We start from the raw sequence: 13,442 nt of genomic DNA, 5'->3' as shown, positions 1-13,442 counted from the left end.
AACTCCGCAATTAGTCACCTACTTGCGCCGGGAAGAGGCCGCAAGTAGGTGACTGATTGCGTGGGGTCATGAGGTGAAGGCGGCGATGTCCTCTTCCTCGACGACGGTCCGCACCTCGACCTCGATCTCGTCGAACAACGCGGCGTAGGACTCGGCGAAAGCGACGGCCTCGGCCAGGTCCTTGGCGTTGATCAGCGCGAACCCGCCGATGACCTCCTTGGCCTCGGTGAACGGGCCGTCGGTCGCGGTGATCTTGCCGCCGCGCCCCTTGCGGACCTTCGCGCCCTTCTCCGACGGGTGCACGCCCTCCGCCGTGATCAAGATGCCCTTCTCGAACGAGTCCTGGATGAAGGCGCCCATCTGCTCGATGAACTCCTTGCTGGGGTTCCAGGCTTCCGGGGCGCTCTCGTCGAGCCGGTGCATCATCAGAAACCGCATCGCTGCTCCTCAGTGTCTTGGCGGGGCTGTTTCTACCCCGCCTTCACCGACGCGTCGAGCGGCTCGACGGCGGTTCGACATTTCGTTCAGAAAGAATGTTTCAGCGACACGAAAGTTTTCTAGCGGCTCGCGACCTTCTTGTACTGGGCCGTCGCGAGCGGCGCGAAGATCGCGATGATGGCGACGCAGCACAGGATCGCGTACAGCGAAGCGTTCTCGGCCGGCCAGCCCGTCGGTGCCGCGCCGAAGCGGTTCCCGAACAGGTCACGGGCCGAGTTGATCACCGCGGTGAACGGGTTCCAGTCGGCGATCGCCTTCAGCACCCCCGGCAGCTTGTCCGCCGGGACGAACGCCGTCGAGATGAAGCTCAGCGGGAACATCCACATCAGCCCGGCGCTCTGCGCGACCTCGACACTGCGCGCGACGAGCCCGATCCACGCGCCGACCCAGGACAGCGCCCAGGCGAACATCAGCATCACGAGGTAGCCGAGCACGGCGTCGAGGAAGCTGCCGCGGATCCGCCAGCCGACGAGCAGCCCGCACAGCGACATGACGACCAGCGCGACCACGCTGATCACCAGATCCGACGTCGTCCGGCCGAAGATCACCGCGAGGCGGGAGATCGGCAGCGAACGGAACCGGTCGATGATGCCCTTCTGCAGGTCGTTCGCGAACCCGATCACGGTGAACGCCGAGTTGAACGCGACGGTCTGCGCGAAGATGCCCGCGATCAGGAACTCCCGGTACGCGAGACCGCCTGCCTCACCGCCGATCGCGTCGCCGAAGACGTACGCGAACAACAGCACGAACATGATCGGCTGCAGGGTCGCCGCCATCAGCCAGTCCGGGTTGCGCTGGACGTTCTTCAGGTTCCGCCAGGTGATCACGCCACCGTCGGAAAAGGCCTTCGCGACCGCGCTCACTTCTTGTCCCCCTCGTCCGTCGCGTGCCCCGTCAGCGAAAGGAACACGTCGTCGAGCGTCGGCCGGTGCAGCGCGACGTCCTGAATGGCGACTCCCTGCGCGTCCAGCCGCCGCAGCGCCTCGATCAACGCCTTCGGTCCGCCCTCGACCAGGACGTCGACCCTGCGGGTGTGCTCGTCGACCGACGGTGTCCCCGAGCCGACATCGGCCAGCACCTGCGTGGTGACGGCGAGGTCGTTCGCGTTCGCCACGACCAGCTCCAGCCGCTCACCGCCGATCTCCTGTTTGAGCTCGTCGGCCGTGCCGCGCGCGATGACCTTCCCCTTGTCGATCACCACGATCGAGTCGGCGAGCTGATCGGCCTCCTCCAGGTACTGCGTGGTCAGCAGGACCGTGGTGCCGTCGGCGACCAGTTCCTTGATGACCTCCCAGGTCTCGATCCGGCCGCGCGGGTCGAGCCCGGTGGTCGGTTCGTCGAGGATCACCACGGTCGGCTCGGCGACCAGCGCCCCCGCGAGGTCGAGCCGTCGCCGCATACCGCCGGAGTACGTCTTGGCGGGGCGATCCGCCGCGTCCTCCAGCCGGAACCGGGCGAGCAGTTCACGTGCCCGAGTTTTCGCCGCGGCCTTCTTGCTCCCGTACAGCCTGCCGACCATGTACAGGTTCTCGAACCCCGTGAGGTTCTCGTCCACGGCGGCGTACTGCCCGGACAACCCGATCGACCGCCGGACGGCGTCGGGCTGGGCCAGCACGTCGTACCCGGCCACCTCCGCCTCACCCGAATCCGGGCGGAGCAGGGTGGTCAGGATGCGGACCGTCGTCGTTTTGCCGGCACCGTTCGGCCCCAGCAGGCCCAGCACCTTGCCCTTCGGGATCGACAGGTCGACCCCGTCGAGCGCCCGTGTGGACCCATAGGTCTTGACCAGCGCTTTCGCCTGAACTGCGAACATGCGCACACGCTAGACCCGGGCACCGACAAAGGCACCCGGGTTTTTCCCCGATCCGCTGCGGGCGAACGTTACTTTTCGAGGATCGCGGTGACGCCCTGGCCGCCCGCCGCGCAGATCGAGATGAGCCCGCGACCGGAACCCTTCTCGTTCAACAGCTTCGCGAGGGTGGCGACGATACGGCCGCCGGTCGCGGCGAACGGGTGCCCGGCCGCCAGCGACGAGCCGTTGACGTTCAGCTTCGCCCGATCGATGGAGCCGAGCGGCTCGTCGAGGCCGAGCTTCTCCTTGGCGAACGCCGGGTCCTCCCACGCCTTGAGGGTGGCGAGCACCTGCGACGCGAAGGCCTCGTGGATCTCGTAGAAGTCGAAGTCCTGCAAGGTGAGCCCGGCGCGCGTGAGCATCTGCGGGACGGCGTACGCGGGCGCCATCAACAGCCCCTCGTCGCCGTGGACGTAGTCGACGGCCGCGGTCTGCGAGAACGTCAGGTACGCCAGCACCGGCAGCTTCCGCGCCTTCGCCCACTGCTCGGTCGCGAGCAGGACGGTCGACGCGCCGTCGGACAGCGGCGTCGAGTTGCCCGCGGTCATCGTGCCGTCAGGACCACCGAAGGCGGGCTTCAGCTTCGCGAGCTTCTCGACGCTGGAGTCCGGCCGCAGGTTCTGGTCGCGGGCCAGCTTCAGGTACGGCGTCACCAGGTCGTCGAAGAAACCCTTGTCGTACGCGGCGCCGAGGCGCTGGTGGCTGGTCGCGGCGAGTTCGTCCTGCGCCTCGCGCGTGATCTCCCAGACCTTCGCGGTCAGCGCCGCGTGCTCGCCCATGGACAGGCCGGTGCGCGGCTCGGAGTTGCGCGGGATCTCGGGGACGATGTGGCCGGGGCGCAGCTTCGCGGCGAGTTTCAGCCGGTCGGGGAGCGTCTTCGCGGCGTTGAGCTGCACGAGGATCTGGCGCAGGTCGTCGTTGACCGCCAGCGGCGCGTCGGACGTGGTGTCGACGCCGCCCGCGATGGCCGAGTCGATCTGACCGAGCGCGATCTTGTTGGCGACGTTGATGATCGCCTGGAGACCGGTGCCGCACGCCATCTGCACGTCGGAGGCCGGGGTGGCGGGGTTCAGCCTGCTGCCGAGGACGCTTTCGCGGGCGAGGTTGAAGTCGCGGGCGTGCTTGAGCACGGCGCCGGCGGCGACCTCGCCGATCACCTCGTCCTGGAGGGAGAATCGGCTGACCAGGCCGTCGAGGGCGGCCGTGAACATGTCCTGGTTCGACGCTTGCGCGTACGGGCCGTTCGAGCGGGCGAAGGGGATCCGGTTGCCGCCGATGATCGCGACCTTGCGCACGGGTGCCGTCCTTTTCGTGGCCATTTTTTCCACTCCTCCGTAGGCTCTCTCACACTGTAACCTACTAGCGAGTAGGTTAGAATGCGACGTGACGCAAACTGCACGGGAGGAACGCGATGGCTGACAGGTACCAGCAGTTCACGAAATCCCCGGTGGGGAAGTTCGTGGTGCCGAAGCTCGGCCTGCCGAATCCCGCGACGCTCCGCCGGTACAAGCCCGGTCAACCCCCTCTCGAGGGTCCCGCACTTCTGGGTGCCGCGCCGGGCGGTCGCCTCGAAAAGGTGATCGAGGCGCAGCTGCACCGCGCGGGCATCGAGGTCATCTCCGCGGCCGCCGACAAGCACGCCGCGCTCGTCTTCGACGCGACTGGCGTGAAGGACCCGAAGCAGCTTCGCGAGATCTACTCCTTCTTCCACCCGGTGATCCGGAGCGTCGGGCCGTCGGGCCGCGTCGTCGTCCTCGGAACGCCGCCGGAGCTGGCCGAAGGACACGAGAGGATCGCGCAGCGCGCCCTCGAAGGCTTCGTGCGCTCCGTCGGTAAGGAACTGAAGCGGGGCGCGACCGCCCAGCTCGTGTACGTCGCCGAAGGTGCCGAAGAGGCCACTGAGTCCACGCTCCGGTTCCTGCTGTCGTCGAAGTCCGCCTTCGTCGACGCCCAGGTCATCCGCGTCGGCACCGAGACCAAGACCGCCTCCACCCCGGCAGACTGGACGAAGCCCCTCGAAGGCAAGGTCGCCCTGGTCACCGGCGCTTCCCGCGGTATCGGCGCCGCCATCGCCGAGGTGCTGGGCCGCGACGGCGCCCACGTCGTCGCGCTCGACATCCCCGCGCAGGGCGCGGACCTGTCCAAGGTGGCCAACAAGGTCGGCGGCTCCTCGCTGCAGCTGGACATCACCGCCGCCGACGCGCCGGAGAAGCTCGCCGAGTACCTGACCACGCGCCACGGCGGCGTCGACATCGTCGTGCACAACGCGGGCATCACGCGCGACAAGACGCTCGGCAACATGACCGAAGGCGGCTGGGACTCGGTCATCGCGGTCAACCTCGCGTCGCAGCTCGCGGTGAACGAAAAGCTCGTGGCCGACAAGGTGCTGCACGAGAACGGCCGGATCATCGGCGTCTCCTCGATCGCCGGGATCGCGGGCAACGTCGGCCAGACCAACTACGCCACCAGCAAGGCGGGCGTCATCGGCATGGTGAACGACGGCGCGCCGAAGCTCGCCGAATACGGCGGCACTATCAACGCCGTCGCGCCCGGTTTCATCGAGACCAAGATGACCGCCGCCGTTCCGCTGTTCATCCGCGAGGCAGGGCGGCGGCTCTCCAGCCTCGGCCAGGGCGGGCTCCCGGTCGACGTCGCCGAGACGATCGCCTGGTACGCGAACCCGGCTTCGGCCGCGGTCAACGGCAACGTGGTCCGCGTCTGCGGCCAGGCACTGCTGGGGGCGTGATCATGGCGGTCAAGGAACTCCGTGAATCGCCGAGCCTGTCTTCGCTGTACCCCAAGGCGTTGCTCGGCTCGCTGCGCAAGAGCGGCGGGAACACGCTGCCGGGCACCGAGTTCGTCCGCGAGGGCGTCGTCGTCGACCCGGCACATCTCGCCGCGTACAACCAGGTGTGCGGATTCCGGCTGGACGACGTCCTCCCGGCGACGTATCCGCACATCCTCGCGTTCCCGTTGCAGATGGCGCTGATGACCGAGGCCGATTTCCCGTTCCCGCTGCTGGGCATGGTGCACGTCGCGAACCGGATCACCCAGCACCGGCAGCTGCGGCTCGACGAGACGTTCACCCTGCGCGTACGCGCCGAGGACCTGCGCCCGCACGAGAAGGGCAAGCAGTTCGACGTGATCAGCGAGCTGCTCGTCAGCGACAGTCCGGTGTGGACGGACGTCAGCACGTACCTGCGACGCGGTGGCGGCAGCGGCGAGAAGACCTCGCGCGGGCAGCTCTCCCAGCCGTCGCCCACCGCGATCTGGCAGGTGCCCGGCGACATCGGCCGCCGCTACGCCGAGGTCTCCGGCGACCGTAACCCGATCCACCTGCACTCGATCACCGCGAAGGCGTTCGGCTTCCCGTCCGCGATCGCGCACGGCATGTGGACGAAGGCGCACGCGCTCGCGGCGTTCGAAGGCAGGCTTCCGGAGGCGTTCACCGTCGATGTGAAGTTCAAGCAGCCGGTGTTGTTGCCGGCGAAGGCGGCGTTCACGACGTGGAGTGAAGGCGAGGGCTGGGCGTTCGAGCTCTGGAACGCACGCAAGCCGAAGCCGCACCTGGAGGGCTCAGTCGTCGCTCTCTGACGGCTTCCAGATCTCGCCCTCGACGAGGTCGTTGAACCCGAGCCACACCAGGTTCATCAGCCACGAGGCGAGTACGCCGTCGGAGACATCGGGGTGGTCGAGGGCCCAGTCGGCCAGCGACTCGGCCGCCCCGACCAGTGCGGCGGACAGTCCGGCGCCGGAGAACTCGGCCTGCTCGCCGAGCCCCTTGCGGGTGCCCGCGGAGACGACGAGCGCGGCGACCAGCTCGATCGCGCGGGTGCGCATGTCGGTGATCTCCGCGGCGAAGGTGCCGCCGACGGTCATGGCCTGGCGATGCAGCACCGTCCAGGACTCGCGGTAGTCGGCGACGAACCGGTAGAACGCGCGGAGCCCGTGCCAAAGCTGCATGTCGGGCGGCAGATCGGGTTTGATCCCGTCCTGCACCGCCTCCAGCAGGCGGGTGGCTTCGCGGCGGATGCACGCGCCGAAGAGGTCTTCCTTCGAGCCGAGATAGGTGTAGATCATCGGCTTGGACACGCCGGCGACCTCGGAGATCTCGTCCATCGACGCGGAGTGATAGCCGTAGCGCGAGAACACCGAGACCGCCGCGTCCAGGATCTGGCGTTCCCGCACCGCTCTCGGCAGCCTTTTGGCGCGTTCGGCGGGACGCGATACTTCCTCGGACACTCAGGACCTCCCCTTAGTTCGCGTAAGACGCTACCGGGCTGCCACCGGCAAGGGTGATTTCGGCACGCTTGCCCGCCTACCTACTGGCGGGTAGCCTTACGCTCGGGTAGGCGAGCTGGAGGGCAGATGACCGAGACCGTGGGGCTGACCGGCCGCGCGCTGGTCGACGCGCTGGAACGGATCGAGCCGGATTCGGCCGAAGCACACTCTCTCGACGTCAACGAGGTCGCGGGCGCCATCGACCCGAAGGACCTCGGCAAGGACGACGTCCGGCGGCTGCTGGCCGCACTCGGGCGGCTCGCCGAGTCCGCGCCCGCGTTCGACCTCCGCAAGGTCGACCCGGCCCGCTTCGCGAACCTCGTCGCGCGCGCCTCGCGTACGCAACTCGAGAGCGTCGTCGCCGAACGGCCGCTCCGGGACCGGGTGCTGCGCGAGATCTTCGACCGCATGGGCGCGCACATCCGGCAGGACCGCGCGAAGACCCTGCACGCCGTCGTCCACTGGCGGCTGTCCGGTGGCACCGGCGACGGCGGGTACGACCGCTACGAGACGGTGATCTCGCACGGCGAGTGCACCGTGAGCAGGCCCGAGGTACGTCTTCCCGCCGAGGGCCCATCGGCGCCCATGAGGGAGAAGCCGAGGGTGACGATCACGATCGCGCCCGTCGATTTCTTCCGGCTCATCACCCATCAGGTGACGCCGGCTGTGCTATTCGTCACCGGAAAGATCAAAGTAAAAGGTGACCTGGCATTCGCGGCCGGTCTGATCGGTTTCTTCGACCTGCCGAAGCCGTCCTGAACCCGGCCGAGCAGATACACTTCCGTGCCGTGCCCCGAAATTCTCCGATCCGGCGCTGGCGGGACAAGGTACGCCTTTCCCGTCCGTTGCGGCTGCACAAGACGCGCACCGGTGGCGAGCACGTCGTCAACGCTTTCGCGGAGAAGCTCGAGCTCGCCAAACTGAGCCCCGAGCAGTTCACCCAGGTCCTGGAAACCCTGCACATGCTGGGCGAAACCGGTGCGGGCATCGAGCTGAGCTCGCTGGAGACCGAGGTGCTCGTCGACGTCGTGCAACGGGCGTCCCGCGAACAACTCAAGGCGATCGCCGATCATCCGGAACTGCGTGCGGCGTTCCTCGACGAGATTTTCCGCAGAATGTCGGATCATTTCGCACCGGAACGCGCACGGCATGTCGACTTCGTCGTCGCATGGCGTTTTACCGACGGTCACGGAGAAGACGGTTTCGATCGCTTTCAAACGGTCATCGAAGACGGCGTCTGCGTTTCCAGCACCGATCTCGCGCGCACTCCGGACACCACCATCACGCTCTCCGTGGACGACTTCATCCGGATGGCCACCGGCAACGCGGCCGTGGCGGCGATGTTCGTGACCGGCAAGGTGAAGGTGAAGGGCGAGTACGCGCCGGCGGTGCGGTTCAGCGGGTATTTCGACATTCCGAAGCCGAGCGGCTCGTGAGTGGCGATTCGGGTTAGAACCCGAATCGCCACTCACGACCACCTGTACCAACGCTTTCCGGCACCCTGGTCGCTCGAAGTACGTGAAGGGGTCCTTCAGGGACCCAGAGTCCCTCAAGGAGGCCTTCACGGACCGCGACCCCCTCGCATCAGACCCGGCGAAGGGCGCCTTCACCCCACCACTCGCGAGGGGCTCAACCCTCGGCACGGCACCTGTCTCGTCGAGAGTTCGCTGATTGGTGCGGCGAAGCCGAGCGGCACTCAGCCCTCGACGATGCGGCCCTCGATCACCGGCGGCTGCTTCTTGGCGGCCTCGGTGGGCGGGGTGTCCGCGACGACCTCGCTGTCCACCACCATCACCGGCCCGCGCGTGCGGTTGGCGAACTTGACCGCCCGGCGCGCCATCCGCTTCTGCCAGACCTTGCGCGCGACACTCCGTGTCGGCGGCAGGATGAACAGCAGGCCGATGACGTCGCTGACGAAACCGGGCAGCAGGATCAGCAGACCGCCGAGCCCGATCAGCATCCCGTCGGTGAGTTCCTTCTCCGCGTCGGCCGGTCGCCCGAGCCGCGCGGACTCGGCGAACGCGCGGAAGGCGCGGCCGCCTTCGCGGCGGGCGAGCCAGGAGCCGACGAACGCACCGGCGAAGAGCAGCGCGATCGTGCCGAGCACGCCAACGGCCGAGCCCACCGCCCACACGGCGGCGATCTCGGCGACGACATAGAGCAGGAACGCGACAGCCATACTTGGACAACGTACGGCTTGCCCGTTTTGCTCCCAACCCCCGATACGGTGACCGAGGTCAACCGATCCGGCGCAGGAACTCCGCTGCCTCACGCGGCCTGGTCAGCACGATCCGCCGCGCGTGCGCGCCCTGGTCCGCAAGCCGCCGCACCGTCCGTTCCCGGTGGTCCTTCGGCCGGCGCCAGACGTAGGAGTAGAACTCCCGGTCGAAGCGCTCGGGGCAGCCGGGCGCCTGGTTGTCCTGCCCGTGCTCGCGCATACACCGCACCAGCACCCGCCGGAGGCAGATGCGGCGCGGGAAGTCGAGGAACACGATCGCGTCGGCCCGCGGCAGCCGCAGACGCATCGACGCCCCGTAGTTCCCGTCGATCACCCAGGCGTCCGACGAGACGATCTCCTGCTGCGCGGCGTGGAAATCCTCCTCGGGCGCCCGGGTCCACCCCGGCCGCCAGAAGAGCCGATCGAGATGGGTGACCGGCAGGCCGAGAGCGGCGCCCAGCCGACGCGAGAACGTCGACTTCCCGGCGCCGCTGCAGCCGACGACCATGATCCGCCGCATCGTCAGGCCTCGTCGAGATAGGCGGCGGCCTGCAACGTGAACAGCTCCGCGTAGCCCGCCTTCGCCGCCATCAGCTCGTCGTGTGTTCCGTATTCGGCGACCTTTCCGTTCTCCAGCAACAGAATCCGCTCCGCCTGCCGGACCGTGGAGAACCGGTGCGAGATGTACAGCGTCGTGCGCCCCTCCGAAAGCTCCCGCAGCCGCGAGAAGAGGTCGTGCTCGGCCTGGGCGTCCAGCGCGGACGTCGGTTCGTCGAGGATCAGGATCGGCGCTTCCCGCAGGAACGCCCTGGCCAGCGCGATCTTCTGCCATTCGCCGCCGGAGAGGCTGACACCCTGGTCGAACCAACGGCCGAGTGGAGTGTCGTAGCCGCTGGGCAGGCGCTCGATCCGCTCGTCGGCGCCGGCCCGTTTCGCCGACGTCTCGATCTGTTCGCGGTCGACTAGGTGTGTCAGGTCGCCGAGCCCGATGTTCTCGGCCGCGGTGCCCTGGTAGGTCACGTAATCCTGGAACATCGCGCTGATCCGCCGCCGCAGTTCCACCGGGTCGTATTCGCGGATGTCGACGTCGTCGAGCAGGATCCGCCCGCCCGTCGGGTCGTACAGCCGGCACAGCAGTTTGAACAGCGTCGACTTCCCGGCTCCGTTGCGGCCGACGACGGCGACCGTCTCGCCCGGCCGGATCTCGAAGCTCACACCGTCGAGGGCTGGGTCGGGTGCTCCGGGATAGGTGAAGGACACTTCTTCGAAGCGGATGTGTCCCTCCACAGTGGACGGAAGGGGTCGCGGCTCCGGCGGCGCGACGATCTCCGGTTTCGTCCCGAGGAAGCGATACAGCGTGTCGAGGTAGAGATTGTTCTCGTACATCCCGGAAAACGCGGTGAACAGGCCCTGGACGGACGTCTGCACCGACGCCGCCGCGGCCGTGTACAGCGCGAGATCGCCCAGGGTGAGCCTGCCGCCGACGGCCTCCAGTGCGATGTACAACGCGATCGCGGATCCGGCGGTGGTGCTGAGCAACCCCCACGACGTCGAGCTGACGCTGCGTTTGCGGGTCAGTGTCCGTTGACGGTCGTAGGAGACCTGGCCGAGCCGCTGGAACCGGTCGGCGAAGTACGGGCCGAGCCCGAAGAGCTTGGTCTCCTTGGCGTAGGTGTCCGTGGTGACCAAAGAGGACAGATAGTCCATGCGTCGTTTCAGCGGGGACATCATCAACGTCAGCCAGAACGCGCGGGCGCCGTACTTCGACTGCGAGATGAACGCGGGGATCGGCGCCACCAGCGCGACGAGCGCCAGCAGCGGGCTGATCGAGACGAGCAGCACGATCATGCTGCTGAAGGTGATCAACGTCCGGATCAGGCCGAGCGCCGAGTTCATCATCGACAGCGGCCGCGTCGGCGCCTCCTGCGCGGCTTGGCGCAGCATGTCGTAGGACGCGGAACCCTCGAAGTACGCAAGCTGCAGTTCGCTCGCGTGGCTCATCACCTGGTGGCGGATGGTCAGCGTCATCCGTTCCTGCAGCAGTGTCTGGCCGTAGGTGGTCAGGGCCTGCGAAACCGCGGTGAGCACGAGGACGCCGAACTGGAAGAGGGCGACGCCGACGATCGCGCTCTTCGTCCCGTGTCCCTGGATCGCCGCGACCACCGAATCGATCAGCAGCTTCGCGATGTACGCGGTCGCCGTCGGGAGGAGACCGGAAAGCAGGGTCACCAGGGTGATCACGATGGTCAGCGCCGGGCTCGCCTGCCAGGTCAGCTTCGCGACCTTCGGCAGGCCGCGGACCGTGCCCGCGATGTTGATCCACATGCGGTTGAGCCGGGACTTCAGGTCTTTCGGGAGTACTTCGGGCTCGGGCTCCGGGATGTCGACCGGGCCGGTCAGACCGCTGTCGGGCACCGTCGACGGCGGGCGACGACGTCTGCCGCCGCGCGCCATGAACAGTTCCAGGCCGCCTCCCCCACCGGGCGGGCCGATCACGCGGCCCCCAAGGCGCCGTTGAGGAACACGTCGACGAGTTCCATCGTGGTCGGTTCGTCGCCGGTCTCGCTGAACCGGATCCGGCCGCTGAACAGCAACGACAGGAACAGCGCCGCGGACTGCGTCGGCGGCAGCCGGAGACGGTCCTTCTCCGGCTCGAACAGTTCGGCCATGGCGTCGCGCATCGCGCTCATCGACTCCTTTCGCCGGTCGCTGTGGTCACGGTGGTCGTTGCGGCGATGCTCCGGCCGCTTGCCGGAGCCGTGCATGACCGCCATCAGCGCGCCCATCCGCTGGAGATGCGCGCTGAGCGCGTCGGCCGCCTCGATGAGCCTGTCGTCGAGGGGCTGGTCGAGGTCGATGACCGCGATCGCGTCGAGTACCTGGTCGGGCTTCAGTGCCTCGGCGAAGCAGGTGGCGAACAGTTCGTCCTTGTCCTTGAACACGCGGAAGACGGTGCCCTCACCGATGCCCGCGGCCCGGGCGATCTGGCTGGACGTGACACCGGCGCCGTACTCCACCAGCAAGGGCAGCACGGATTGGACGATCATCCGGCGCCGCTCGTCGGCACTCATTCCCGGCGCTCTCCGCCGGGAGGCGGTCTCTGTCATGCCTTCAGTGTGCGGAGTGAGCGCTCACTCCGTCAAGCGATTAAGCCTCAAGCGCATGAAGGCCCCCTTCCCTCGGCTGAGCCGAGGGAAGGGGGCCTTCACGCGCAAAACGTCAGTAGGTGATCGCGACCGCGGGGTCGGCCAGCAGAGCGCCGACGTCGGCCAGGAACTCCGAACCCTGCTGCCCGTCGACCACGCGGTGGTCGAAGCTCAGCGAAAGCTGGAGCACCTTGCGCACCTTGATCTCGCCGTCGACCACCCACGGGGTGTCCTTGATCGCGCCGAGGCACAGGATCGCGGACTCGCCGGGGTTGATGATCGGCGTCCCGGTGTCGACGCCGAAAACGCCGACGTTGGTGATGGTGATCGTGCCGCCGAGCATGGCCGCCGGGGTGGTCTTGCCCTCACGGGCGACGTCGGTCAGCTCGGTGAGCGCGATCGCGAGTTCCTTGAGGGACATCGAATCCGCGTCACGGACCTTGGGCACGACGAGCCCGCGCGGGGTGGCCGCGGCGATCCCGAGGTGCACGTAGTCCTTGTAGACGATCTCCTGCGCCGCCTCGTCCCACACCGCGTTGACGTCCGGAGTGCGCTTGGCCGCCAGGCAGACGGCCTTCGCCGCGAAGGTCAGCGGGGTGACCTTGACCCCGGCGAACTCACGCGACTTCTTCAGCTTCTCCCGGAATTCCATCATCGGCGTGACGTCGATGGTGAGGAATTCCGTGACGTGCGGGGCGGTGTAGGCGCTTTGCACCATCGCGGCGGCGGTGGCCTTGCGGACGCCCTTGATCGGCACCCGGCGTTCCCGTGTCGCCGGGTCGTAGCCACTGTCCACACTGGACACAGCAGCGGCCGGTGCCGAGGAACCGTTAGCGGCCGCCTGTACGTCGTCACGGGTGATGACGCCGCCCTCGGCGGTGCCGGTGAGCGCGTGCAGGTCGACGCCGAGGTCCTTGGCGAGTTTGCGCACCGGCGGCTTCGCCAGCGGCACGTACCCACCCTTCGGCTTCGAAGGCGCGGCAGGCTCGGCGGGTTTGGCGGGTTTGGCAGGAGCGGGCGCCACGGCCACCGGGGCGACGGCAGGAGCGGCCGGTGCCGCGCCCTTCCGCGCACGCCGCTGCGTGACGACGGCCTTGGAGCCGTAGCCGACCAGCGGCTTCATCTCCTCTTCCGCCGGCTCTTCCGCCACGGGGGCTGCAGCGGCTGGCGCGGGGGCCGCCTTGCCGTCCGGGTCGACGTCGATGGTGAGGATCGGCGCGCCGACCTCCACCGTCTGGCCCGGTTCGACGAGCAGTTCGGTGACCACGCCCGCCCACGGGATGGGCAGTTCGACGGCGGCCTTCGCGGTCTCGACCTCGACCACGATCTGGTTCACCGTCACGGTGTCACCCGGTTTGACCTGCCAGGCGATGATGTCGGCTTCGGTCAGCCCCTCCGCCGTGTCGGCGAGGGGGAATTGTTTGTACTCGGGCATTTCAGGAACTTC

The 13,442-nt window shown here is 68.0% G+C and carries 14 protein-coding genes; 4 read left to right on the top strand and 10 right to left on the bottom strand.

The window, feature by feature from the left end; genetic code table 11:
• Positions 1–66: 66 nt before the first annotated feature.
• The 4 genes from DL990_RS02490 to DL990_RS02475 all read right to left on the bottom strand — a co-directional run bounded on the left by DL990_RS02490 (position 67) and on the right by DL990_RS02475 (position 3,669).
• Positions 67–438 (bottom strand): YciI family protein, encoded by a 372-nt coding sequence (locus DL990_RS02490; RefSeq protein ID WP_125779926.1) that lies wholly within the window; start codon positions 436–438, stop codon positions 67–69.
• Positions 439–557: 119 nt separating this feature from the next.
• Entirely contained in the window at positions 558–1,361 is an 804-nt protein-coding gene (locus DL990_RS02485; RefSeq protein WP_125779924.1) for an ABC transporter permease, read from the bottom strand.
• A complete protein-coding gene (locus DL990_RS02480; RefSeq protein ID WP_125797768.1) occupies positions 1,358–2,311 on the bottom strand; it encodes an ATP-binding cassette domain-containing protein in 954 nt (317 codons plus the stop codon). Before DL990_RS02480 ends, DL990_RS02485 begins: the two co-directional genes overlap by 4 nt.
• A 68-nt stretch (positions 2,312–2,379) precedes the next feature.
• On the bottom strand, positions 2,380–3,669 hold the full coding sequence (locus tag DL990_RS02475; RefSeq protein WP_125797767.1) for an acetyl-CoA C-acetyltransferase: 1,290 nt from the start codon (positions 3,667–3,669) through the stop codon (positions 2,380–2,382).
• 92 nt (positions 3,670–3,761) lie between these two features.
• Between DL990_RS02475 and DL990_RS02470 the strand changes: the two genes are divergently transcribed.
• Complete coding sequence (locus DL990_RS02470; RefSeq protein ID WP_125797766.1) at positions 3,762–5,096, top strand: 3-oxoacyl-ACP reductase; 1,335 nt, start codon at positions 3,762–3,764, stop codon at positions 5,094–5,096.
• Positions 5,097–5,098: 2 nt separating this feature from the next.
• Complete coding sequence (locus tag DL990_RS02465; protein WP_125779916.1) at positions 5,099–5,944, top strand: MaoC/PaaZ C-terminal domain-containing protein; 846 nt, start codon at positions 5,099–5,101, stop codon at positions 5,942–5,944.
• Here the strand turns inward: DL990_RS02465 and DL990_RS02460 are convergent.
• Complete coding sequence (locus DL990_RS02460) at positions 5,927–6,592, bottom strand: TetR/AcrR family transcriptional regulator (protein ID WP_125779914.1); 666 nt, start codon at positions 6,590–6,592, stop codon at positions 5,927–5,929. The genes DL990_RS02465 and DL990_RS02460 overlap by 18 nt on opposite strands.
• Positions 6,593–6,718: 126 nt before the next feature.
• Between DL990_RS02460 and DL990_RS02455 the strand changes: the two genes are divergently transcribed.
• Both DL990_RS02455 and DL990_RS02450 read left to right on the top strand, forming a co-directional pair.
• The gene (locus DL990_RS02455) at positions 6,719–7,390 is read left to right on the top strand and encodes an SCP2 sterol-binding domain-containing protein (protein ID WP_125797765.1); all 672 of its coding nucleotides are present in this window, start codon (positions 6,719–6,721) and stop codon (positions 7,388–7,390) included.
• An 86-nt stretch (positions 7,391–7,476) separates the two neighbouring features.
• On the top strand, positions 7,477–8,067 hold the full coding sequence (locus DL990_RS02450) for an SCP2 sterol-binding domain-containing protein (RefSeq protein WP_125780076.1): 591 nt from the start codon (positions 7,477–7,479) through the stop codon (positions 8,065–8,067).
• 260 nt (positions 8,068–8,327) lie between these two features.
• Here the strand turns inward: DL990_RS02450 and DL990_RS02445 are convergent, their stop codons facing one another.
• The 5 genes from DL990_RS02445 to DL990_RS02425 all read right to left on the bottom strand — a co-directional run bounded on the left by DL990_RS02445 (position 8,328) and on the right by DL990_RS02425 (position 13,430).
• Positions 8,328–8,810 (bottom strand): FxsA family protein, encoded by a 483-nt coding sequence (locus DL990_RS02445; RefSeq protein WP_125779909.1) that lies wholly within the window; start codon positions 8,808–8,810, stop codon positions 8,328–8,330.
• 58 nt (positions 8,811–8,868) lie between these two features.
• Positions 8,869–9,369, bottom strand: coding sequence for a DNA topology modulation protein FlaR (locus tag DL990_RS02440; protein WP_125797764.1), 501 nt, complete (start codon positions 9,367–9,369; stop codon positions 8,869–8,871).
• Between the two features lie 2 nt (positions 9,370–9,371).
• A complete protein-coding gene (locus tag DL990_RS02435) occupies positions 9,372–11,315 on the bottom strand; it encodes an ABC transporter ATP-binding protein (RefSeq protein ID WP_125797948.1) in 1,944 nt (647 codons plus the stop codon).
• A 26-nt stretch (positions 11,316–11,341) separates the two neighbouring features.
• Positions 11,342–11,920 (bottom strand): TetR/AcrR family transcriptional regulator, encoded by a 579-nt coding sequence (locus tag DL990_RS02430; protein ID WP_125797947.1) that lies wholly within the window; start codon positions 11,918–11,920, stop codon positions 11,342–11,344.
• A 148-nt stretch (positions 11,921–12,068) separates the two neighbouring features.
• On the bottom strand, positions 12,069–13,430 hold the full coding sequence (locus DL990_RS02425; RefSeq protein ID WP_125797763.1) for a dihydrolipoamide acetyltransferase family protein: 1,362 nt from the start codon (positions 13,428–13,430) through the stop codon (positions 12,069–12,071).
• Positions 13,431–13,442 lie beyond the last annotated feature (12 nt).

Origin of the sequence: Amycolatopsis sp. WAC 01416 (genome assembly GCF_003947485.1) — a bacterium.
Classification (GTDB): domain Bacteria; phylum Actinomycetota; class Actinomycetes; order Mycobacteriales; family Pseudonocardiaceae; genus Amycolatopsis.
This window is presented reverse-complemented; position numbering and strand designations above follow the sequence as displayed.